22 protein-coding genes are annotated in these 23,514 nt (G+C 45.0%); 12 read left to right on the forward strand and 10 right to left on the reverse strand.

Going from position 1 to position 23,514, the window contains the following annotated elements; translation table 11 throughout:
* Positions 1-83: 83 nt before the first annotated feature.
* Together DUW71_RS12785 and DUW71_RS12790 are read left to right on the forward strand one after the other, a co-directional pair.
* Complete coding sequence (locus DUW71_RS12785; RefSeq protein ID WP_119395649.1) at positions 84-1,400, forward strand: GGDEF domain-containing protein; 1,317 nt, start codon at positions 84-86, stop codon at positions 1,398-1,400.
* A gap of 110 nt (positions 1,401-1,510) precedes the next feature.
* The gene (locus DUW71_RS12790) at positions 1,511-2,839 is read left to right on the forward strand and encodes a GGDEF domain-containing protein (RefSeq protein WP_158584065.1); all 1,329 of its coding nucleotides are present in this window, start codon (positions 1,511-1,513) and stop codon (positions 2,837-2,839) included.
* On the opposite strand, the gene DUW71_RS12795 is transcribed toward DUW71_RS12790, so the two are convergent.
* Both DUW71_RS12795 and DUW71_RS12800 read right to left on the reverse strand, forming a co-directional pair.
* Positions 2,829-3,398, reverse strand: a complete 570-nt coding sequence (locus DUW71_RS12795; protein ID WP_119395651.1) for a DNA-J related domain-containing protein — start codon at positions 3,396-3,398, stop codon at positions 2,829-2,831. The genes DUW71_RS12790 and DUW71_RS12795 overlap by 11 nt on opposite strands.
* Positions 3,395-4,246, reverse strand: coding sequence for a D-hexose-6-phosphate mutarotase (locus tag DUW71_RS12800; RefSeq protein WP_119395652.1), 852 nt, complete (start codon positions 4,244-4,246; stop codon positions 3,395-3,397). The genes DUW71_RS12795 and DUW71_RS12800 overlap by 4 nt, the downstream gene beginning before the upstream one ends.
* A gap of 143 nt (positions 4,247-4,389) precedes the next feature.
* Between DUW71_RS12800 and DUW71_RS12805 the strand changes: the two genes are divergently transcribed.
* The 4 genes from DUW71_RS12805 to pepN all read left to right on the forward strand — a co-directional run bounded on the left by DUW71_RS12805 (position 4,390) and on the right by pepN (position 9,095).
* Positions 4,390-5,271, forward strand: a complete 882-nt coding sequence (locus tag DUW71_RS12805) for an NAD(+) kinase (protein ID WP_119395653.1) — start codon at positions 4,390-4,392, stop codon at positions 5,269-5,271.
* A gap of 87 nt (positions 5,272-5,358) precedes the next feature.
* On the forward strand, positions 5,359-5,631 hold the full coding sequence (locus DUW71_RS12810; RefSeq protein WP_119395674.1) for a YeaC family protein: 273 nt from the start codon (positions 5,359-5,361) through the stop codon (positions 5,629-5,631).
* A gap of 3 nt (positions 5,632-5,634) precedes the next feature.
* Complete coding sequence (locus tag DUW71_RS12815; protein ID WP_119395654.1) at positions 5,635-6,471, forward strand: DUF2797 domain-containing protein; 837 nt, start codon at positions 5,635-5,637, stop codon at positions 6,469-6,471.
* The gene (gene pepN / locus DUW71_RS12820) at positions 6,468-9,095 is read left to right on the forward strand and encodes an aminopeptidase N (protein WP_119395655.1); all 2,628 of its coding nucleotides are present in this window, start codon (positions 6,468-6,470) and stop codon (positions 9,093-9,095) included. The genes DUW71_RS12815 and pepN overlap by 4 nt, the downstream gene beginning before the upstream one ends.
* A 65-nt stretch (positions 9,096-9,160) precedes the next feature.
* Here pepN and DUW71_RS12825 read toward each other — a convergent pair whose 3' ends face one another.
* The 6 genes from DUW71_RS12825 to DUW71_RS17590 all read right to left on the reverse strand — a co-directional run bounded on the left by DUW71_RS12825 (position 9,161) and on the right by DUW71_RS17590 (position 17,407).
* Complete coding sequence (locus tag DUW71_RS12825; RefSeq protein WP_119395656.1) at positions 9,161-10,366, reverse strand: 5'-methylthioadenosine/S-adenosylhomocysteine nucleosidase family protein; 1,206 nt, start codon at positions 10,364-10,366, stop codon at positions 9,161-9,163.
* Positions 10,367-10,813, reverse strand: coding sequence for a response regulator (locus DUW71_RS12830; protein WP_119395657.1), 447 nt, complete (start codon positions 10,811-10,813; stop codon positions 10,367-10,369). It lies immediately after the preceding gene.
* Positions 10,810-14,220: an ATP-binding protein gene (locus DUW71_RS12835; RefSeq protein ID WP_119395658.1), complete on the reverse strand. Its 3,411-nt coding sequence runs from the start codon at positions 14,218-14,220 to the stop codon at positions 10,810-10,812. Before DUW71_RS12835 ends, DUW71_RS12830 begins: the two co-directional genes overlap by 4 nt.
* Positions 14,221-14,609: 389 nt before the next feature.
* On the reverse strand, positions 14,610-15,653 hold the full coding sequence (locus DUW71_RS12840; protein ID WP_119395659.1) for a transposase: 1,044 nt from the start codon (positions 15,651-15,653) through the stop codon (positions 14,610-14,612).
* A gap of 290 nt (positions 15,654-15,943) precedes the next feature.
* Positions 15,944-16,636 (reverse strand): hypothetical protein, encoded by a 693-nt coding sequence (locus tag DUW71_RS12845; protein ID WP_119395660.1) that lies wholly within the window; start codon positions 16,634-16,636, stop codon positions 15,944-15,946.
* A gap of 615 nt (positions 16,637-17,251) precedes the next feature.
* Complete coding sequence (locus DUW71_RS17590; protein WP_158584067.1) at positions 17,252-17,407, reverse strand: hypothetical protein; 156 nt, start codon at positions 17,405-17,407, stop codon at positions 17,252-17,254.
* A gap of 488 nt (positions 17,408-17,895) precedes the next feature.
* Between DUW71_RS17590 and DUW71_RS12855 the strand changes: the two genes are divergently transcribed.
* Both DUW71_RS12855 and DUW71_RS12860 read left to right on the forward strand, forming a co-directional pair.
* Positions 17,896-18,165, forward strand: a complete 270-nt coding sequence (locus tag DUW71_RS12855; protein ID WP_119395661.1) for a type II toxin-antitoxin system TacA family antitoxin — start codon at positions 17,896-17,898, stop codon at positions 18,163-18,165.
* Positions 18,162-18,698, forward strand: a complete 537-nt coding sequence (locus DUW71_RS12860) for a GNAT family N-acetyltransferase (protein WP_119395662.1) — start codon at positions 18,162-18,164, stop codon at positions 18,696-18,698. Before DUW71_RS12855 ends, DUW71_RS12860 begins: the two co-directional genes overlap by 4 nt.
* A gap of 452 nt (positions 18,699-19,150) precedes the next feature.
* On the opposite strand, the gene DUW71_RS12870 is transcribed toward DUW71_RS12860, so the two are convergent.
* A complete protein-coding gene (locus DUW71_RS12870) occupies positions 19,151-20,467 on the reverse strand; it encodes an ankyrin repeat domain-containing protein (protein ID WP_119395664.1) in 1,317 nt (438 codons plus the stop codon).
* A 253-nt stretch (positions 20,468-20,720) separates the two neighbouring features.
* Between DUW71_RS12870 and DUW71_RS12875 the strand changes: the two genes are divergently transcribed.
* Both DUW71_RS12875 and DUW71_RS12880 read left to right on the forward strand, forming a co-directional pair.
* Positions 20,721-21,140 carry a nucleotidyltransferase substrate binding protein gene (locus DUW71_RS12875; protein WP_119395675.1) on the forward strand — a complete coding sequence of 140 codons (420 nt, stop codon included), beginning with the start codon at positions 20,721-20,723 and terminating at the stop codon, positions 21,138-21,140.
* Entirely contained in the window at positions 21,128-21,427 is a 300-nt protein-coding gene (locus DUW71_RS12880; protein WP_119395665.1) for a nucleotidyltransferase domain-containing protein, read from the forward strand. Before DUW71_RS12875 ends, DUW71_RS12880 begins: the two co-directional genes overlap by 13 nt.
* A gap of 183 nt (positions 21,428-21,610) precedes the next feature.
* Here DUW71_RS12880 and DUW71_RS12885 read toward each other — a convergent pair whose 3' ends face one another.
* Positions 21,611-22,474 carry a PA4780 family RIO1-like protein kinase gene (locus DUW71_RS12885; RefSeq protein WP_119395666.1) on the reverse strand — a complete coding sequence of 288 codons (864 nt, stop codon included), beginning with the start codon at positions 22,472-22,474 and terminating at the stop codon, positions 21,611-21,613.
* 252 nt (positions 22,475-22,726) lie between these two features.
* Between DUW71_RS12885 and DUW71_RS12890 the strand changes: the two genes are divergently transcribed.
* Together DUW71_RS12890 and DUW71_RS12895 are read left to right on the forward strand one after the other, a co-directional pair.
* Positions 22,727-23,014: a hypothetical protein gene (locus DUW71_RS12890; RefSeq protein ID WP_119395667.1), complete on the forward strand. Its 288-nt coding sequence runs from the start codon at positions 22,727-22,729 to the stop codon at positions 23,012-23,014.
* Positions 23,015-23,091: 77 nt separating this feature from the next.
* Complete coding sequence (locus DUW71_RS12895) at positions 23,092-23,403, forward strand: hypothetical protein (RefSeq protein WP_119395668.1); 312 nt, start codon at positions 23,092-23,094, stop codon at positions 23,401-23,403.
* Positions 23,404-23,514: the final 111 nt, after the last annotated feature.

The raw sequence follows: 23,514 nt of genomic DNA on the forward strand, positions 1-23,514 counted from the left end.
GTGAACTAAATCACGTTTTGGTGTCTACTTACGATAACAGTGTTCAACCCATCAAGGAGGGGTGGTCTGCAATTGAGGTTGGCGTGAGAGAGAGAAACCACTTTATTATCGAGCTAGTTGTATTGTTAGTGATGATGGCACTAACTGTATTTGTACTTTGGGCGCAGTATGTTGGTTTGCAGCAAACACTAGATATCACTAATGATGACCGTTTCGAATTAGCCGCCAGCGATGACCGAAGCCAAGGTGGTGCGTCAGTTGGTACATTGATCGACAATGGTGATCAGCATATTTTGCGCTGCCAAATCGAGCGTTCGGCCTATCAATGGCCTTATTGCACACTTGAGTTTCGCGTGCTTGAAGAGGTAGTCGGTGCCCCGGGTATAGATTTTAATCTATATGACTCCGTAACCGTGGCGGCTTATTACGATGAAGACAACCCACGCTCGAAGAATGCTTCGCTTCGCTTTCAGTTGCGTAACTTCAATCCTGCCTATTCAAACCTAGAAGAAAACCCAGACAGCTTAAAATATAGTGGCATAGAGTACCGGCCTGATGGCAAAGCGACTGAAATTTCCATGGACAACATCAATGTATACAGTTGGTGGATTGCCTCGCATTCGCACTTGCCTATTTCACTTCAGTCGGCAGAGTTTCAAGACATTCGCAAAATTGAATTTGCCACAGGCAACTTTATGCGCCGCGCCACGCACGACATCATCATTGATCATATTACCTTCTCTGGCCCCTTGTTTGATTCCAAACTGGTAAACCGAGCACTGCTGTACTCGTGGCTTGTGGTCGTGGTGCTACTGATTGCAGCGCGGCTTTGGAATGTGCGAGTTATGCTGAGCCTAGCCAATGCCCGCCAAAACGAGCTGTCGACGATCAACTCGCTGCTAAGCGTTAAAAAAGACGAACTTGAGCAAATCGCTCAACGTGACCCATTAACCGGTGCACTCAATCGTGGTGGCCTCGAATCCTTGTTTGATAATCGCTTAAACCCCAAAAAGGTTGCACTTAGTGCCATATTTATCGACGTTGATCACTTTAAGCGAATTAACGATAACTATGGACATGCCGTTGGTGATGCTGTGCTGAAAGACTTGTCAAGTGTGGTGAGCAGTATGACACGCGACACTGACCTGTTTGCCCGCTGGGGTGGTGAGGAATTTGTGTTGATTTGCCCGAATACTGAGCTTGCCAATGCAGCAATGCTTGCTGAAAAAGTGCGAGCGGCACTCGAGGGTCATACTTGGCCGGCGGATATCAAGCTGACCGCCAGCTTTGGGGTGGCACAAATGAATGACGAAAGCTTCGACGCCTTTTTAGCGCGAGCAGACAAGGCGCTGTATCAGTCGAAAGAACAAGGCCGCAACAGGGTAACAATTGCCAGCTAGTGCTAGAACGTCGACTATACTACAGAAACCAGTAATGTTGTTTGCGCTAAAATAATAACGGTGTTAGAAAGGTGAGGAGAGCCTGAAGCGCTGTTCAATTGGAGACCTAGGTGTCGGAAAAATTCCAATACATGTTCGAAATATTGGTTGTGCTGTTGCTTATTTTGGCAACAGCCTTTGTGCTGTGGGCGCAACGCGTAGGGTTAACAACCAGCATTGAAGTATTGAGTGATGACCGATTTATCGCCACCCCGCTAGATGACCGAGCTAATGAGGGTAAGTCGGTTGCGACACTGCGTAAAGAAGGTGATTCGCTGATCGTGGAGTGTGAAATCGTTCGCTCCACCTACCAATGGCCATATTGTGAAGCAAAGTTTAACGTTGACCCGGAAGTTAACGGCAAACCAGGCATTGATTTTTCGAACTTTCAGCGTGTTGAAATTACCGCTTATTACAACGAAACCGACGAGCTAAACCGTAGTACCAACTCCACAGTGCGCTTTCAAATGCGCAACTTTAATCCGATTTATTCCGATTTAGAAATCGACTCCGATAGCCTAAAGTACAACGGCATTGAGTACCGCCCTGAAGGTAAAAAAACCGTCATCCCGATGGATTCGTTAAACGTATATAGCTGGTGGATTGCTGCCCATCCAGACTTGCCGATTGAACTTCAAGAAGCTGAATTTGATGACGTTTGGGTGCTTGAGCTGGCAACGGGTAACAATATGCGCGCCGGAAAGCATGAAATTGTTATCGAGAAAATTGAGTTTATTGGCCCACTGTTCAACTCGGTGATTGTTAACCGAGTGCTGCTGTACAATTGGGTAGGTGTCATCGCCTTCTTATTGTTGGTTCGCATACTTACCGCCACCCGCCATTTACAAGTTGCCAAACTGCGCGAAGCAGAGCTCAAATCTATTAACCGCTTACTCAATGTAAAAAAAGAAGAGCTCGAGAAAAAGGCAACCCGCGACCCACTAACTGGTGCGTTGAATCGCAATGGCCTCGAAAGTTTCTTGTTGGGCGACCTAAACAACGAGCAAATATGTGTGTCGGTGATCTTTATGGATATCGACCACTTCAAGCGCATAAACGACACCTACGGGCACGGTTTTGGCGATGAAGTACTACGCCGTTTTGTTGATGTGGTCACTAACAATACTCGCGGTGGTGACTTGCTGGCGCGTTGGGGTGGTGAAGAGTTTGTACTGCTGCTGCCAAATACGAACCTAAGCAAAGCCACTGAAATAGCAGAAAAACTCAGGCGCGCCATCGCCGATAAGCCACTTATGGATGAAGTGAATGTGACGTCTAGCTTTGGCGTAGCCGAACTTAAAGAAGAAACTTTCGAAAGCTTCTTTAAGCGTGCAGATGATGCACTATATCGCTCGAAAGAAACCGGCCGCAATAAGGTTTCCGTTGCCGCTAACGGCTAGCCGATTTAAGCACTTCGTAAGCTTGCTGAATTTTATTAAACTGCTCAGCGTTACCACCCTTATCTGGGTGGTGCTGATTAGCTAGCGTTCGATACTGGCGTTTGACCGTTTGCATATCGGCTTCGTTCGCCACCCCTAATACCCGTTTTGCCTTGGCGATATCATTGTTATGATAACGTTGCCACTGGGCGAAAAAGCCCTCTAACATGGCGGCGACGGAGTCTGGCGTTTCAGCTGTTAGGTTATTGGCATTCATGTAATAACTGGCAAGGCCATCCATGCGACTGACCTTGGTGCTGGCGTCGCTGGCTGGGTGTAGGCGAACATACAACAAACCAAGCTCTAGCTCATAGTCGCCTGCTAACTGTTCGCGCAAATGGTACAACGCATTGCGCATTTCAAAATGCTGCTGAAACAGTTCGAAGGAAGAGTTGATTGCGACGCTCGCATCTTGTTCCTTATGCCAAGCGCGCAATAAATCGAGTTCAGTTAGGGTAAGTGGATTGGCTTGCAACTGCTTAAAAAGCCAATCTATCAGTTGCCGGTTGGGCAGGGTCATAACACCTCTATGTGGGCTGCAATACTATGAGTAGACCCAGAGGCTAGCATAATCTCATCGGCCAATGCATTGGCCGTTTCAACACATAACATTTGCTGATAGTCGCTTTCTTGCATACCACTCAAACCACTGGCAATATCGCGCCAAGGGTTCCACACCACCACCGCACCCGTATTACGATGGCGCACTAGAATTTTGCGCTCGCCGTCATCAATTTCTGTATTGGCATTATTGGCATAATAAACGCGGTCGGTTTCACCATTAAAGGTAATGGCCTCGCCGCTGGCCGCCTGGCGCTCACCTTTTTCAACATAATCAGCATGCTCAAGGCCGGTTACCTTGGTGTTATGAATATCTGCCACATTAAAATAGGTATGCAATGCTTGTGTAACAGGCAGCGGTTGCTCGCCAGCATTGGTGGTATCTAGCTTAATTTCCAAGGTTTTGCCGAACACCACAGTCAGCTTTGCTAGCGCGTCGTGAGGGTAGCCTGGTGTTTTGGCTGAGTTGTCTAGCACCATGGTGACCACAACAGCATCGATATCGCTGCTCACATTGGCCAGTTGCCAAGCTTGGTTGCGGGCGTAACCGTGGCTGTTTAACCCTTCAATTTTGCTGGCGCCAAACCAAGGCCAGCAAATAGGAATGCCACCGCGAATTGCGCTGTTTGTTGGGTATTCCACCTTTTCCGACAAAAAGATTACCGGCTTTTCGCCCGTGGGTTGCCAATGCGTGATGTGCGCCCCATGTAAGAACATGGTAGCTTGGCAACTAGGGTGACTAATTTGCAAAAACTGCTGGCCGCTTGCTAGCTGTTCAAGGGTAACGCCTTCGGGCATGCTGGTCATGGTGAAGTCCTTTGCGGTAAAACACAATTTGGCGAAGCGTAGCGCGAATACGTTTGATAAGCTACGGCCTAAACTATAAAGCTAGCCACTGCAGCGAAAAAGTAGAAATAAAAAATGAGCAGAATCAACTTAGGCCACAATTTATGACAGAGTTTCAACGCATAGGAATTGTTGGCCGCCCGGGAAGTGAGTCGGTTAAAGCTAGTACCCGCCGCTTGGCAGGGCTATTGCGCGAGCTACAAAAAGACGCCGCCATAGAGGCTAACTATGCCGATGAAGTAAAAGATATTGGCTTGCCAACCAAAACCATACACGAACTAGGCGAATGGGCGGACCTAGTAATTGTGGTGGGTGGCGATGGCACCTTGTTGGGTGCCGCACGCGAGATATGTGCCTTTGAAGTGCCAATTTTAGGCATTAACCGTGGCCGGTTAGGGTTTTTAACCGACATCATGCCTGATGACATGGAACGCCATGTGAAAGCCGTATTGGCAGGGCAGTACGTGAAAGAAGATCGTTTTTTACTGCAAGCCAGCATTGAACGTGACGGTAAAGAAATTGCCGCTGGCACGGCAATGAACGACGTAGTGCTCCATCCAGGCCAAGCCATTCGGATGATTTCCTTTGAGCTGTCTATCGACGAGCAGTTTGTTTACTCACAGCGCTCAGACGGCCTGATTGTTAGCACGCCAACTGGCTCAACTGCGTATGCGTTAAGTGCTGGTGGGCCGATTATGCACCCAAAACTAGACGCCCTAGTATTGGTACCCATGTTCCCGCACGCGCTATCAAGCAGGCCATTAGTTGTGGCCGGTGATGCCCAGGTTTGCATAAAAATCGGTGAAGACAACACCCTAGAGCCCATGCTGAGCTGTGATGCGCAAACCTCGGTGCAAACCCGGCTTGGCGATATGGTATGTATAAAAAAACTGCCACACCGGCTACACCTATTGCACCCAACCAGTCATAACTACTACGCCATTTGTCGTAACAAACTAGGCTGGGGCAAAAAACTAGTCGATTAACACAACAACCAACCAGGTCGGTCTGTAAATCGTCTGCGCAGCAGATGGTTGCAGACATACCCAATGCAAAACAACGAGCAGACAATTATGAGCAACGACACCCAAGGCTATGATGAGGTACTGGCAAGCCTCACACCGGAAATGATTGACCGCTTTCGCACCGCCCTCGAACTTGGCAAATGGCCAGATGGGCGCGTGTTAACAAAAGAACAAAAAGCAACCACACTGCAAGCTGTAATGGTGTGGGAAGCCAATAACCTGCCCGAAGCCGAGCGCACGGGCTACATTGAGCGCAACGCCTGCCAAAGCAACAAAGGCGAAGAAGACACGGTTAACATCTCAGATTTACTAGGCGGATAACACATGCCAGCAGTCACCACAGGCACCCTAGAAAAAATGCAGGTACGCGACACCTCGCCACTTGAATACGAACTAGTAATTGGCGAGCAAACGCTACCGCTTAACCCGCTCATTGGTCAGCGCATCACATTGTCGTTCTCGGGTGACATTTACTGCCTACACTGCGGTAAGAAAACCAAAAAGAGCTATGGTCAAGGTTATTGCTACGACCACTTTATGAGCCTTGCGCAAAACGACAGCTGCATGATGAGCCCAGAAAAATGCCACTGGGACCAAGGCACCTGTCGTGAACCAGACTTCGGCGAGCGGGTATGTAACCAAACGCACTACGTGTATCTAGCTAACGCCTCGGGCGTAAAAGTAGGCATTACTCGTGGCACGCAAATCCCTACGCGTTGGCACGACCAAGGTGCCAAGCAGGGCATGCTGATTGCCCGCGTGGCCACCCGCAAGTTAGCCGGTGAGCTAGAAACCCTATTCAAAAGTGCTGTGGCCGATAAAACCAACTGGCGCAAGCTAGTAAAAGGAGACGCGCAAGAGATTGACCTAGCGGCTGAGCGTGACCGCTTAATTAGCGAGCTAGGCGAAGAATTGACCAACTTTGTTGAGAAACACCAAGGCAGAGTAGAGATGATTGCTCATGCCGACGTACATCAATTTAATTACCCGGTACAAACGTATCCTGATGTAACGCAAAGTTTAGCTGCCGACAAAACGCCAGAAATTTCAGGGCGCTTACTTGGCATCAAAGGTCAATATTTGTTACTAGACTGTGGTGTGATTAATATTCGCCGCCATAGCGGCTATGAACTTCATTTTGTACATCAGGAGGGCGCATGAGCGCGCAGCCAAAAGAGATTTTTCTAAAGGACTATCAACCATCGGCGTGGAACATTGACCACGTTGACTTGCTGATTCAAATTTTCGAAGAAGAAACCGTTGTTACCAGTAACTTGCGCATTAGTCGCAACCCTGATGGCCCAAAAGATAAAGACCTTGTGCTGCACGGCGCCGACCTAGAATACGTTGCCACCTCGATTGACGGCGACGAGCGCATTCTAGATGAAAACGTATTCATTGAAGATGAAACGCTACGCGTGAAAGACGTACCCGATGCCTTTTTGCTGAACACCGTGGTGCGCATCTATCCAGAAAAGAACACCTCGCTAGAAGGCTTGTATAAGTCGGGTGGTATGTATTGCACCCAGTGTGAAGCAGAAGGCTTCCGAAAAATTACCTGGTACCTCGACCGCCCAGACGTACTAAGCATTTTTAACACCCGCATTGAAGCCGACAAAGAATTATTCCCGGTACTGCTGGCCAACGGTAATGAAATTTCGCGTGGCGACATTCACAACGGCCGCCACTACGTGGCCTGGAAAGACCCACACAAAAAACCGGCTTACTTGTTTGCCACCGTTGCTGGCAAGCTAGAAAAAACCACCGACACGTTTACCACCATGAGTGGCAAAGAAGTGAAGTTGGAGCTATTCGTTGAGCCGCACAACCTAAGCAAAACCGACTTCGCCATGGGTGCGCTAAAACGCTCATTCAAATGGGACGAAGAACGCTTTGGCCGCGAATACGACCTAGATATCTTCATGGTAGTGGCAACTGATCACTTCAACATGGGGGCAATGGAAAACAAAGGCCTCAACATCTTTAACTCGGCGGCGGTACTAGCCAACGAAAAAACCTCGACCGACGCAGACTTTGAGCGCATTGAAGCCATTGTAGGCCACGAGTACTTCCACAACTGGAGTGGTAACCGTGTAACCTGCCGCGACTGGTTCCAGCTCAGCCTAAAAGAAGGCTTCACGGTATTCCGCGACGCTGAGTTTACTGCTGATCTACACTCACGCCCAATTAAGCGTATTGATGACGTGAACATGCTGCGCTCGGCTCAGTTCCCAGAAGACGCAGGCCCAACGGCACACCCAGTGCGCCCGCAAAGCTTTATTGAAATCAACAACTTCTACACCCTGACCATTTATGAAAAGGGTGCCGAAGTGGTACGCATGATTCACACCTTGTTAGGCGAAGAGAACTTCCGCAAAGGCTCAGATCTATACTTTGACCGTTTCGACGGCCAAGCCGTGACCACAGAAGACTTTGTGGCCTGCATGGAAGAAGTTAGCGGCATCGACCTAACGCAGTTTAAACTGTGGTACGACTTTGCTGGCACACCAGTAGTGACCATTAAAGACGACTACGACGCCACCACAGGCACCTACAAGCTCACCGCGCAGCAAATGGTGCCAGATACGCCAGGGCAAACCAATAAACCAGCGTTCCACATTCCAGTGAAACTAGGCCTATTGGCTGAAAGCGGCGAAAACCTTACACCAGGTTCAAACGATACCAACTGGGATGCCAAAACCGGTGTATGGCACCTACGTGACCGTACTCAAACCATTGAGTTCACTGGCCTGAAGAGCAAGCCAGTACCAAGCTTGCTGCGCGATTTCTCGGCACCAGTTAAGCTGAACTACAACTTCGACCTAGACCAACTTGCATTGCTGGCGCAAAACGACGCCAACGCATTCAACCGTTGGGACGCCGTACAGCGCTTCACTACTCAGCTGATTCTAGCAGCCGCCGAAGCGGGTACAGAAATTAGTGAAGTTGATGAGCGCCTATTAAAAGCCTACGAGCAGATTCTGGCTGATGAAAACATCGACAACGCCATTCGCGCAGCACTGCTAACACTGCCGTCGCGCCCATGGTTGGCCGAGCAAGTAGACAGCATTGACCCAATTGCCATTAACGATGCCCGCCAAAGCTTGCGTGTGGCCATTGCCAAAGCCATGGCCAAGCCATTGCGCGGTAAGCTAAACAGCATTAAACGCCCAGCCAAATACGAGTTCAAATTCCAAGACGTTGCCGCCCGCCGCCTACGCGCCGTGCTGTATGCCTACTTGGCCTTGGTAGATGATAAAGTTGTGGCAGAGCTAGAGGCTCAATACAAAGACGCCAACAACTACAGCGAGCAAAACGACGCGCTGCAAATTTTGAATGAAGTCGACGACAAAGCCAGCTGGGCAGCCCGCCTAGAAGACTTTATTAAAGAGTGGGGCGATGACGCGCAAATGATCGAAGCTTGGCTGAGCCTCAACTCAACCAGCAAGCACGCCGACCTTGCGCACATCACCAAGATGCTCAAACACGAGAAGTTCGACAAAGGCAACCCAAACCGCGTTCGCCGCCTAATCGGTGCCTTTGCCATGAACAACATCGCTTTCCACGCCAAAGACGGTTCTGGTTATAAGTTCTTGGCCGAGCAAGTCATCGACACCGACGCCCGCAACCCACAGCTAGCCAGCCGCATGATAGTACCGCTAACCCGCTGGAAGCGTTATGCCGAGCAGTATGCTGGTGAGATGCGTAGTGCGCTTGAGTTGATTGCTGAGGTGAAGAGCTTGAGCCCTGATTGCTTTGAGATGGTTTCGAAGAGCTTGAAGTGATTTGAGCTTTTTAGAGCTTAGTTGATTTGAGTTGGAACCCGGCGCTTGCGCCGGGTTTTTTTATGTTAAGTATCAGATTGCTTTGCTTGAAAAATTTCCTCTATTAGGGCGAATGTGAAACTTGTACTTGTATAGGCGGCATAGTTCTGAATATCGTCATTCTTTTCGGGGTCAGCAAAATCACAGACTGATTTTATGACGGCAGCCAGTTTTGGTGGAGTAGCTGAAAGCTCTGCCGCAGTGCAGAATCCAAATCCCTCCATCTCGATACCAATCGTTTTTCGGTGCTGCGCTTTAATAGACTCCACAATCTCTGGGTTTTCTAGCACAACTGAGCCGGTAGCAATAGGACCTAGGTGAGCACTTAACGATTTCTCAGGTTTATTAGCAGGCCAATTTGTATAGATTCTTTGAAGTGTGTTTCCATTAGAGACGAGATTTTTAACGAGGTTTCGGTACTTTGGGTTAATGGCGATTTGGTTAGGAGCAGCTTTGAACTCATGTTTACCATCTTTAATCGTTGCCTTTCCTGATCCCCAGTCCCAGACAAGGTCGGCAACTAATATGTCACCTAATGCTACTTTCCCTTCTATTCCTGCTGCAATACCTGTCATAAATAAATAGTCTGGTTGGAGAATATCCAAAACCTGGCTTGTAGTCACGCTAGCAGAGGCTATGCCCATTCTGGGGCAGCTAATTGCAGCTAACTTTAGGGCATTTTGCCCTATTAGAAGTTCACCAACATGACAAGTAGCATCAGTAGTGCCCAGGTTTCTTTCAACCCAGGAGTAGGGCGTCCGTAACACCGCTTCAAGCTCACAATGTTGAAGCGCAGTAACAATTGCAATGTCTACTTTCTCAATCGGTTTGCTCTGATATTCGATTCTTGACTTTAATAAAGTACATAATTCCGACATATCATGTTCGCAACAGACTATTGGCCAGCCTCTATTTTGGAAATATGTAATAGAATCTTCATATGTTTTAGTGTGGGTTGTAGCTCCAATAATGAAACCTGGCTTCTTGATTTTTGGGCGAACTGATAATTGCTCAACTAAAATCCTTCCTCCTTCTTCGTTTATTTGCTCGCCAAGTCTTATTGGAAGTTGGATGTCTGTTACTAATATTTCAAAGTGTATTTTCGCTAGTAAAGAGTTAGCTTCACTTACAGAATGAACAGATATTATCTCCCAGTCAGGATTTTCACTAAATAATCCAGCTACTTCTTTTATGATGCTATAGTTGTCATCAACGACTAAAATTTTATTCATTTAGACTCTCCTGATTATGTTTCTTAATTCAGATTTCCATTCTCTAGATATTGAGCTGTAGAATACGCCACCTAAGTAAAGATTTTCGAAATCGTTGGACAGTTTTGAGTTTAAGTCCCCTAAGCTAATTGACCCTTCATCGAATTTTGAATACTGGGTAATAACAATGACGGAGGTTTTTATATCCCTAATCTTGATTTGAGTGAGAACTTCAATTCCACCAAAGCTCTTTGGCGATTCCCCTACTGCACTGCTAGTGTCAGGGTCAAAACTTGGCATGCTCATGTCTAGTATTACAAGCTCGTATCTTTCATTTGTAATGAGTAATTTAAGAGCTGAACGAATGGATCTAGCATGATCTAATACTGAAGGAGAGAACTCATTCTCGAGAAAATTCTTGATATCACTATATTTTTCATCTTGGTCCTCTACAATTAGTATATTCATTGCGTCCAGCCTCCTTTATGCTTGTGCATTGAAATTTCAACACTAAATGAATTGTTGTCGTACTGTATATCCAATTCGTGATCGATATTTAGGTCTTTCTGTATGATTTTCCATAATTTGAAAAACCCAGTTCCACCCTCATATGATTGCGTAGTTTGTGCAATGGATTCATCTCCATATGCTTCAAGAATGAAACTTATGTCATTTTTATTTATGGTGTTTGGAGCGATATTGTTTTCGACTCTTATTGTTAATGTTTCTTCCAGGTTTTTTATGAAGCATGATATTTTTAGTTCATCTCTGGGAATTCCGGATTTTGAAAGTGCATTTTCAAATAATATGCCGAATATGTCGACAAAGCTACTCAGTTTTCGCATGTTTAATCGAGGGATGTTTCCTTCAATTTTATGGTTGTAGCCAATAGCTAAACTATTTGCAGATATATCTGTTGCAACAAATAGTTCGAAATCTTCATCATCTGCGAGTTCGCTTCGATGAAACCAAGATGAAACTAACTCGTACTGGCTATGAAGGTGTACTATTGTACGATCGATAGAATTGCTTAGTTCATATTGAAGCTCAGTTGTTATTCCATAGGTGGTGATGTCACTTTTTAAATTTGTAAGAAGTAACTTCATTTGGGGATATGATTTTGAAAAGAGGCTCTCTCTAACTTCCTTTAAGTTCCATTCTGTCTTCAACCAAAGCCAGTTAATTGCCGTGGCTACAAAATCGTCATACGAGGGAGACGGAGGCAACATTTTTTGAACATACATTGGCTCGATTGGTGATATCGAGTACTTAAATAAACCTGTACTCTTTTTGGTGAATTTATTGTCCCCAGAGAGATCGACATCAATTTGAATTTGAAGCCAGGAATCATTTAACTCAGATATCACTTCATCAACTTTCTTTGAGAATGATCTTATTAGAGAAACGATTTTCTCCAACTGAACCTTATCGTTTTTACATTCAATTTTCCACTTTTTAGAAAGTTCATCCTTTTTTGGCGATATGTACAATCCTTCTGAAATAAATGAATTTCTTAAGGTGGTAGGAAGAACGCCATGACGGATTCTTGTACTCAAATGATTGTTTAACCCGCTCTCACCAAGGGCGAACTCATCACGAACCATTTTTAGCAGACTTAGAAAAATGGAACTTCTTTTTGATAAAATAAGATCTACTGGATATATTATGCTAACTGATTTTGCAAAGCTTGAATCGGACAATATTTCAGTTGATGTTTTTTCTTCAATAATTGATTTTAATTCGTTGTAAGTTTTTTCTTCAATATGCCAGAGTCTATCCTCTTCATGGTTTAAAAAGTGTCCAAAAAGATCCCTGTATTGGTCTGAATTTCGACCTTCTAGATTTGGTGTTTCGACAAAAATGCGACTGTTATCAACCTTTTCTTGAGCTCGCTTGATTGTTCTCGACTTATTTATGTTTCTTATTTCAGAAGATAATTTTTCTTTATTCCCTTCTTTTCTAATTAGATGCTGGCAAATTTCGACTCTACAATCCTCAATATGCAAGAGGTTATCAAACTCTAAATGCAGTTTCATTATTTCTGGTATGCATACGTATTCAAAGAAGTAATTGAGCCGTCTTTTACCAAATCCTGCTTCTTGCTGGAACAGGTCAGTAGGGAACCTAGCATTGTTCTTTGATAGGAATACTTCAAATGAATACCTTAGATCTTCTAGGTGGGAACCTCCTGATAACTCAGAGTAGACACGAAGGAATATTGGATAATCAATAGAGCTTGAGCTTTTGTAGCTTTCTAAAGCTAGGTTTTTTATGTTCTCAATATCTAGATCACTTGAACTTTCATCAGAAAAATAGCTGTCCAAGAAAATACTCAGTACTTTTTCTGTTTTCTTTTGTTTTATTAGAGATTCAGTTCTAAAGTATCTTGCTTTGGCTCGAAGGTACTTGTCATCTGATTTTTCCAAATTAAGAAATATATTCTCTGATTGGCTGTAACGACCGTTTGAAAATAAATTTTTACCATAAAAATACTGGCGGAATGATTCAGAGACTCTTGTGTTTGTGAATTTCTTTGTAGGACCATTTGTGTACTTGTATATGCTGACAGCGGATCCATATTTTGAATGGCTTGTAATTTTCCCTAAAATGCTTTCCGCTGCTTCCCTATCGAATATTTCCATACGTTCAGGGTTAGCTGATCCATTCCATAAGTGAAATGCTCTTCTTGCTTGATCTCTGCTGTCTTTTTTAATATAGGGCTTTTTAGTTTGAAGGAATAAGTTAAGACACTGAAACCATATTATGGTTCGGTACTTGTAGCAAAGAGAAACAAGGTTCTGATATGCCTTTTCCGAGTCAACAGAGTTAGTTATTATTGATTTTATTTTTCCTGTAATATCTCCAATTAGGCCTTTCTTTATTAGTGTTTCTTCTCGTATGTCAGACTTTACGATTGTAATGTAGTCATGGAAGTTGTAGTTATGTAGACCTTTAGAATTGGCGATGCTGCATATTTTTTTGAACTTTCCTTCGTTGTATAGGTCATAAAGCTCGATGTTATTGTCTTCAATTAATACATCTTTTGTACAATTTGTTATGTTAGTGTGAAAGTTTGAAAATATAGGTAGGTGGATGCTCCGGTTTAATATTTTTGAAGCGATTTTATACTTCTTTAGTTCGGTATTGGTTGCTTGAGAGAATATGATTGTTATGATTGAGGTGATTGAATTGAATAGGTCGAATACAGAGTTTCCTCCATCAAGTATTAGTACCTTGCTAAGGTCATTATTACGGTATATGTCAAGAGAGAATAAGTGGAAAAGTAGGTATTCACGAATGTTAGGATTAGCGTTTCTTATAATGTCATTTTTGAATCTTCTTTCGGAGCTAATGAATATCTCTTCTTCATTAGATAACTTATGAAAATTCTTTAGTACAACGTGCTGAAGTGTTCTCTCTTTGCATGGATTGGACTTTTCGCTTTCATCGAGGAGAGAATTTCGTGTAGTTGTATACCAAAAAGAACCGCTGTAATCATGGGAGTTTCTCTCTAATTGGTTCAATGCTTCTGGTATATCACCCGTCAAAATTATTTTTCCAAGTATTATGTTGTCTTGGATATATTTATCAATCTTGCTCTTTTCTAATTCAAGTCTTGAAATACTCCAATACAAAGCATGTGAAAAATTCGTTTTCGGTAGTCTTTCGTCAAAGGCATCACATAAGTCATCAGATAACCTGGTTTTTAGCATTGGTCTGAAAAATCTATGATTAGCGACTTTTTGTATATTACGCCCTACGTCTAGATCACTTTGCTCACTAAAGTATTTGTAACGAGCCATTCCGGAATTATTGGAAGACATTATTAGAGCATCTATTGGGTCAATTCCTTTCCTTCTGCGGTGTTTAGCCATGCTTCTGGTCGTTCCTTTTTAGGTGTCATTGTGACCATTTTTACCCGAAATTTTTCATGAAAACAATTGCATAAATCAAATGATAGAATGACGAGAGTATCTAGAGGAAGAAAATAACTAGGAACCAACTAGGGACAGGTAATAACTAGGGACAGTCACTTGCAGAAAGCCCAATTTCATCAGCAAATTGGGCTTTGCAACTAACTAGAGACAGTCACTCCACGAAAGCCCAATTTTTTCAGCAGATTGGGCTTTGTCACATCAAATATTCAGTTTTTGAGCCAAAAGAAGCCGTAGATCAGCCGATAATTCTCATTACCGCATGATTAATAGTGCTTTTTGAAGGCTTCGCTGAATTCAGCGCATGGGAAAGCTTGGTTTAGGCAGTGTTAACCAAATAGTTTGGTAGATCGTGGCATCCGGGGTATTCGTGTGCTGCCGCGAGAGCGGTGGAATTTTTCTCGATTGGCAGAGCTGCCGAGTGCTCCATGCGCTTGGCCGAGTTCGGTGCAAACCGAATGCCATTGGCTATGATCAAAGTCGAGTGCTTCGAGCAATGGCGGCACGCTTTCATCTACTGCACCTTTTTTGCCTTCTTTTACAATTCTGCTCGACCAATCTAATAGATCCATATACGCCAAGTAAGTTACGGGCAGGGTACCTGTGCGGTAGAAGTTGTATTGGTTGGTGTTATCTTCTGGCGTGATAAAGTTCATTAATGGCTTTAACGAACGCTGATGAGGTTCTGTGTATGCGTTGGTTCTTTCCTGATTACCGCTACTGTAATAGTTGTCTCCAGGAAAGCTACACCCATGAATGCGTTCATACGCACTGGTAAAAATACTGTCTGGAACGGTTTTGGCCATTTGAGCGCGAATAGGATTAAGATCCACATAAACCATTGCTGCGAGCAGGGCTTTTTCATCGAGCAATGGTTGCGACTTAAATCGGCCTTCCCAAAAGTGGCCGGTGCATCCATCTTCTTTATTTGCTTTATGCGCGATGTGCTCGTTTAAGCACTTCATAAACCAAGAAATATTGCTTAGCCGTTTGCGCCAGGTATCCAATGTCGCTTGCGCAATTTCTTTCACTTGTTGGTTACCATCAAGGTAGCGATCAACCGCCTTGCTACCAACAAATACTAGCTTCCAACGTGCGGCTATCTCTGCTTCCGTTAGGCCATCCACTTCGGCTTGGTTTATGTGCAAAACTAGGTGGTAGTGATTCGACATGATTGCATAGGCGGCTACGTCAATGCAGAAAGCACTCGCCAGCAAGCGCACACGGTCGAGAATCCAAGATCGCCTGTGTTCAAATGATTTGCCTGTTTGCTTATCTTTGCCACACAAAAATGACCGTCGCACACAACGCTCAACGCAGTGATAGTACGGCGTGATGTTCAGATTAATCTGTAACTTGCGAGCAATGGTCATGGTTTTACCTCTGCTATTAAAAGTAGTGGTAAAATATACAGTCATCAAGTATTTGTGATTGGGTTATTATAAAAAATATAAAAATAATGAAAAAAAGATAATATAAATATCCAAAAAATGTACTAATTATAATAAAAGTATATAGCGAAATATTCGACAGTCTAACCGTTAGGCATTTGCAAAAGTAATGAGGTGAACACGTGCGAGGTCGATGTTTTGCTTGGCCTGCCTTGACTGTAGTTTAATGAGTGCCCTCGGTTCGAACATGATCTGCATTGGGTCTGCTGCGGCTAATCACCACCAATACCAAACTGCATTAACTTAAATTCACCGTCTATTCGGTGGAAAGACATTCGAACTTCAGTTGGCGGACTGGCGTTTTCAAAGGCTACAAGCAATGTTGGACTAATGACTAAGTTCTCAGAATTATCCATACCAACTTCAACGGCTATAGTGTTTACCTTTCTTGCTCTCCCCCAAGTAGATGTAGATGCAAGCATTTCATCTAAATCACGAAAGTAAGGCTTCGCTACTTCCGCGGCATTACTAATGACGAAGTTGAAGTCTTGTTCAACCATCTTATTCATTAATAGGATTAGCATTTTTTCAACATAAATAATATCGCTTTTGTATGCGCTTTGGGATTCATTAATATGGTTTATCGCATTTGATAGAGCATCATCAAAGCGCCCACTGTTGAATGCCCAGGTTAAGCGCCATTCATTGAAACGATAGTTAAGAAATACATTTCCCTCTTCTATGCTTGTCGGATATATTTCTAGTGCGGCTAGTTGATCTTGTGGTAAGCCTAAGAGCAATTTATCAAGGTAATCCTTGTTTAGCCTAGTAAAAGTATTTGCAATAACCATATTCTCTTCAGTGGTGTCAAATATGTCTACTTGATACTTTTGTGTTGATAAATTGCTAACTCCACACCCGGTTAAAAATATAGTTAGAAGAAGAGCTATGTTTTGAAACCTCATAATATATGTCCGTATAATATCTGGCGAAAAATTATCACCCAAGGGTTTGAAGTACAGTCTGCATGTAGAATGCGAAGAACCTATAAATGCAAATGCCCGGGTTCTGTGAGTGTCCGCACTGTTCGAAGGAAAGTTCTCTGGTGCCATAAAGGAATAGTGGAGACTATAAACCTTACTACTGGTGAATAACAATAATTGCTATGACTTTCAAGGGTTGTAGGCACCACTAGCCCTCACGCAGCCTTCAACCTAAGGCTAAGAAGGTCACAGTTAGTTGATGACCTCTCCACTCAACGTTGTGGACCTGTTCGTAGTTGCACGTTGGCTTGTATTTCCGGGGCCTTTGCGACTAAAAAATCAATTAGAGCCCTGGCGCCCTTTGGTACGTTGCGTTGCTGATAGGCAACATAAGACAGTAGTGGGTCTCACCGAGGCGATCCTTTAACTAACAACAACAGGTGATAGGCACTTTCAGAGCAACAACAGGGGACAACAACATGGGACAGGCACTTTCAGGAAGCCCAATTTCAGCAGTACATTGGGCTTTGTCACATCAAATCTTCGATTTTTGAACCTAAAGAAGCCGTCACTCAGCCGATAGTTCTCATTACCGTATTAATATTGGTAGCAGTTGTTGTCGTCTTCTGGTTTCATAAACCATGAGATATTGCTCAACCGCTTGCGCCAAGTCGCCAACGTGGCTTGGGCAATCTCTTTCACTTGTTGGTTGCCAGCAAGGTAGCGATCTACAGCTTTGCTACCAACAAACACTAGCTTTCAACGTTCGGCAATCTCTGCTTCGCTTAGGCTATCTGCCTCAGATTGGTTTATGTGTAAAACCAGATGGTAGTGATTCGACATGATTGCATAAGCCGCTACGTCTACGCCGAAAAGCACTGGTCAGCAAGCGCACACGGCCGAGAATCCAAGCTCGCCTGTGTTCAAATGATTTTTCTGTTTGTTTATCCTCACCACACAAAAATGACCGCCGCACACAACGCTCAACGCAGTGATAGTAAGGCGTGATGTTAAGATTAATCTGTAGCTTGCGAGCAATGGTCATAGTTTTACCTCTGCTATTAAAAGTAGTGGTAAAATATACAGTTAACAACCAGTGCAGGGGAGCGTTAAATAAAATCCTGAAACATATGCTGATTAAGCTGATTTAGTTCCGTCAAAACTCCGTACAAATTGAATGTCTTGCTTAAGTGATCTACAATTCGTTTAGTTACGGCAATGTTCCGTACATAGGAGGAATTATGGCAACTGCACGTTTAGACATTCGATTAGACGAAGAAATAAAAGCTAAGGCAGAGAAAGCATCTGCTTTGCTAGGCCTAAAGAGCTTAACTGAGTATGTCGTTCGGTTGATGGATGAAGATGCAACGCATGTTATTAAGGAACATGAGAGCATTGTGGTTAGTGCCGATGTTTTTGGCCAGTTTGTTACCGCTTGCGACAAAGCAAAAGCCCCTAATTCGGCACTTGTCGAAGCCGTTCAGTTCACCAAAGAGCAGGGCATTAAGTGAGTTGGGGTAAGGCGTTTATTGAACTGAATAAGTTGGACCACGATCGAAACTCATTCGATTGTGGCGAGGATGAGCTAAACACGTTCATCAAAACCCAGGCTGCGAAGCATATGCAGGCTGGCATTAGTCGCACCATGGTTCTACCAAGCGCTCAGCCGCTATTGAACAAAAAGCATGCCATTTGCGCGTTCTACAGCGTAGCGCCAAGCTCGATTAGCCGAGAAGCTTTGCCGGCTAACTTAGCTAAAAAACTGCCAAAGTATCCTGTGCCTGTGTTCCTCCTCGCACAGCTCGCCGTACACAAAGAATTTCATGGCTCGGGATTGGGGAAAGTTAGCCTAGTGCGTGCCTTAAAGTACTTATGGGATGTTAATCATCACATGCGAGCTTATGCAATCGTAGTGGATTGTTTAACCGACTCAGCACAGTCGTTTTACAGCAAATACGGATTCGAGGTTCTGTGTGAGCATAACGGGCGAACCCGAATGTTTATGCCTATGAAGACGGTTGCTCAACTGTTTGAGAATAACTAGGCACAGGCACTCTCAATACCAGCTTCCAAGGGAAGTCACTTCCAGAAAACACTATTTTATCTGCTGGTTTGACTTTGTTGCATTAAATCTGCGGGTCTAGCCAAAACTACTAGCAAAATACTACTAGGGACAGTCACTGGAATATCCAATTGTTGAAAACCAGCTGGCCGAAGGGTTGGAGTTAGTTGAGCAAACGATTGCTCGACTGGGGCGGCAAGGTTTGTCTAGGCATGAGTCGGTTCATGCTGTGGCTGCTGTGTTGTCGGATGATGTTTTTAAGGTGGTTGCAGGGGAGCTCGATTCTTTTTCAGTGAAAAAGTATCGCGGAAAGCTAACCAAGCTAACCGCGAAGCGCTGGAAAAAAGGTCAAATCTAGCAGTCTGCTGCCAGGCAAAGCGGCGCCACAAATTGTGGTGCCGCAAGCCAATCAGAGCGAACTAACAATAACTAAACTAAGGGCAGCTAGTGCCTGGCGCTGGGCCATTGTGAATTTTCTCTAGCGTTTGATAAATGGTCAGCGTTTGGTTTGCCATGGCTCGCCCACTGCTAGTTCGTGCATTGGCGGTCATCCAGTCGAGTGGTGTTCTGCCGTTGGCGTCTCGTGGCCGGCGATGCGGGCATTCTTGCCAGATAAGCTCTGCAATTTGCGCTAGGTCGCGAGAGTAGGCAAAACTTCCGGTATAGGTTTTGGCATTGGCGATTTTATGCAGAATGTGGTTGCCGCTAGTATCGTAAATGTCGACATTCGCGCCGGCGGCCAGCAAGGCCTTCACCGCGCCTACATTTTGATAATCGACTGCTACCCACAGAGCTGTGTGGCCTCGCGACGACTGTCGATTTACATCGTTGGCAAAGCCATTGGCGATCATTTCATTTATGGTGGCTTCATCCGCCTCAACTGCTGCCATTGCTAGGTTTGCGTAGGTTTTTTTCGGCACCGGTGTGGGCGCCGCCATTTGTGCACCGGCTGCTTCTAGCATGGTAACGACCTCAGTGCAGTTTACTCGTTTTGCTAAGTCGAGCGGAGTAGGGCCGCCATTATGGCTAGCGTTTAAGTTAGCACAGGCGTTGATCAGTGCTTGCATGAACTCAGGTTTGCAGTTGTAGGCAGCGCGGCTTACCGTTGAGCCCCATACCGTTTCGGAAGCGAAGTTGCTGTACGGCAAACCAGTGCCAGAAGAAATTTCGTCGGGGTTATAGCCGTCTTGCAGTGCTTTAGTGAACTTTTCTAGGTCGTTATTGTGCAACCAAAGGTTTAAGAAACCATCATCGTTTTTGCGGCTAGGGCAGGTGTTACTCGCTGATTCAGTAACGGTGACATAGCAAGTTTTTTGCACGTTCGGCACCGGATCAGCCACGCCTAAGGGCTGTGGCATGCAAACAAAGCTGCCAGTGCCTTGTATGTCTACATAGGTATTATTGGCACCATAAACACCACGCCAAGTGCCTGAAATGTCACATTGCTCACCATCTACACCGCATGGCATCAGCCCATCGAGCACTGTTGTGTTTTTGATGTAGCAGGTTTTTTTCACATTTGGCACCGGGTCGGCAATGCCAAACGTTTGAGGTAAGCAGGTAAAGCTGCCCGTACCGCTAATTTCGGCGAACGTATTGTTGGCACCGTAATAACCTGTCCAATTATCATTGGTGGTGCAAACACCAAAATCATCGGCGCAGCTGGCAAACCCCTCGGGTACCGTATTAACCATCGCCACCGAGGGCACTGCGATAAATAGAAGCAGCAAGCTACTGAAATGTTTCAACATGATGTTTTCTCGAGCTGGTAAGTCGTTGTTATGGCTGCCTATGAAGGCAGCTTAATTCTAGCCGAAAAAATTGAAACGAATATCTATTTTGATTGATTCTAAGGTTAGCGACGCACCACCGGATAGGCATGGAGAAGGTAGCCGGTTTTAGAAAGCTAGGGTATCCACGTTGATTCTGAAGTTGGGAGTGAACAACCGTGTCGCTAATGATAACGTTGTTTCCCAAATTAGTTACAGAATGAAAAGTGAGCGCATGACACAGCATAATTCAAAAGAGCGTTGGGAGCAGCGGTTCGAAAACTACCAGCGAGTGTTGAAGCAGTTGAATCTTGCGTTGGTTGAGTATGATGACAATGCCCCTAATTTGATCAAAGAAGGCATACTTCAACGATTTGAGTTTACGCATGAGCTGGCATGGAAGGTGTTGAAAGATTACTTGGAGTTTGAAGGTCATCAGAATATCACCGGCTCACGTTCAGCCGTTCGCCTAGCATTTAATGTTGGACTGGTTGAAGAAGGCCAAACTTGGATGGATATGATCGAAAGTCGCAATCGAACAGTCCATGCTTACGATGAGTCGGTACTGGTCACCGAGCTGGCAAAAGTTAGGAACGCCTACGCAAAGTGTTTTAATCAGTTTGAGCAAAAAATGGTTCCATTATGTACGGGCTAGACGATTCTTTACTTAGCCGTTTGACAAGCCTGTTTGCCAACTACCCAGAAATTGAAAAAGTAATTTTGTTTGGCTCACGCGCAAAGGGCACATTCCGCAATGGTTCCGATATCGATCTGGCCATTGTGGCAAAAAGCGAAATTAACTTTGGCAAACTGGACGATGACATCGACCAACTAAATAGTCCTTACTTATTTGATTTGGTTGACTATCAAACAATTCGAAACCTCAATCTTCTTGCACACATATCAGACTTTGGGCAAACGCTTTACCAGTGCAGTGATTGATACTTGAGGGCGAACAATGACTGAAACAAGGTAGTCGATTTGTTGCAAGCGTTAGGCTTGGCGTCAAAAAAAATGATGCTTTGATATCTCTGGCTAATCGGGTACACCTATAACTCGTGCTCTTTTTAAATTTATTACTGTTGAGGTATAGGTGCCAACGCCGAACCCTCAAACTGGCGCTCGTCAGTCTATTGCTTCACTGGTGTAAGCCTGAATCATTTCTTGGCGCTCGCGCTCTTCTTCAATGACTGCTTCAATGTCTTGTAGCATGGCCTCTACATCGGTGGTGCCGTGGTTATCCTCAAAGGTACCGGTTAACACCGTCGTCGGTGTGAGTTCACCTTCTTCATATAATGCCCACATTTCTTTGGCGTACTGGGTTTGCATGAGTGCCGGGGCGAACTGGCTGTAGTAGCGTCGAATGGTGTTGACGTCGCGAGTGAACATGGCTTGCGCGTTGTTATTGGCGGCGGCGTCTACAGCTTGTGGTAAATCAATGATCACTGGGCCTTCATCGTTTACCAATACGTTAAATTCAGATAAGTCGCCATGCACAATGCCTTCGCAAAGCATTAGCTTGATGTAGTGCACCATCAGCTCGTAGTCTTCAACGGCTTGCTCTGCCGACATGGTGACATCACCTAGTCGTGGTGCTACATCACCGTCTTCATCTGTCACTAGCTCCATTAACAGCACACCGTCCACACATCCGTAGGTTTTGGGTACCCGAACGTTGGCGTAGTGTAAGCGGGAGAGGGCGTCTATCTCGGCATTTTGCCATACTTCTTCCTGCTGTTGGCGGCCGTAGTTTGACCGCTTCTGCATCGCTCGCGCTTGGCGGCTGTTGCGTGCCTTTCGGCCTTCCTGATATTGGGCCGCTTTTTTAAAACTGCGCTTTTTGGCATCTTTATATACTTTAGCGCAGCGGCTCTCGTCGCCGCAGCGTACAATAAAGATGTCCGCTTCTTTGCCACTCATTAAGCGGCCTATAACGGCATCTATGAAACCCTCTTCTATGAGTGGTTGCAGGCGCATGGGTATTTTCAAGGGAAGGTGCTCTCGCAAGTTAATGAGTTGGTGCGACTATAAACCTATCTACTCAGTTAGCAAAATTTAGTAAGCGTTGACCACTTATCTACGCATATGGATTGTGATGGGAGAGCCCGCTAAGTTGGTTTGTGAAACTCGTTCAGCTTGCAGATGCAGGTTTGTGTGTTATCGCCTAGGGTTCGATATACTTGGGTGCATAGCACTTTTAGTAACGCTTTGAGCAGCTTAAATGCCAAGTATGGCGATTTTATGGACGCCTATAATCCCGACACCGCTATCGGAGCCAATGCATGGCTTGCTTTGGATGAAACGCAGCGAATTGACCTTGTTGAGGCTTATCACAGGCCTATTGAACGTGGTATGGATGATGACGCGCTTAAGATGCATTCGTTGCTGCATGTAATTGTTGAAAACCAGCTGGCCGAAGGCTTGGAATTAATTGAGCAAACGGTTGCTCGACTGGGGCGGCAAGGTTTGTCTAGGCATGAGTCGGTTCACGCAGTGGCTGCTTATGAGCGTAGTTTAGCGCTACATTAAGTTGTCGCCAGTTGCCGCTAACGTAGCTGTTCGTGCTAAGCTCTCAAACACATCAGTTAGTGAAGACCTCATCCCCTATGGAACTCTATATTCTTATCGCGTGTGACCGCTTAGAAGAAGCCCAAGAAAACAAACTAAAAGCAGACTTGCCTGCTATCCAGGCTAGGCTGCAATCATACGCCGAAGATTGTGCGTTTGCTGATGGCAAGTTCATTAACGAGTGCGACAGTGAGTTCTGTGATGATTGGCAGTTAGGTATTAGCCAACGAATAAAGAAAAAACCGCAGTTGAAGTTTCCAATCGAGTTCTTTAACGACCTTGCCAAAGAGTTCAAAGTAGATTGCGAAGTGGGCGAAATTGAGGACGGTCAGCGCAACCCTGCCCTATAGGTCAACATAGTTTGCACATAAACCTGTGTAGAGAGAACTATGAACCGATACGCACCAGAACGTAAAGAAGCCATCCTCAAAAAATTGGCACCACCGAACAATATGTCCGTC

Origin of the sequence: Salinibius halmophilus, from assembly GCF_003577475.1 — a bacterium.
Classification (GTDB): Bacteria; Pseudomonadota; Gammaproteobacteria; order Pseudomonadales; family Natronospirillaceae; genus Salinibius; species Salinibius halmophilus.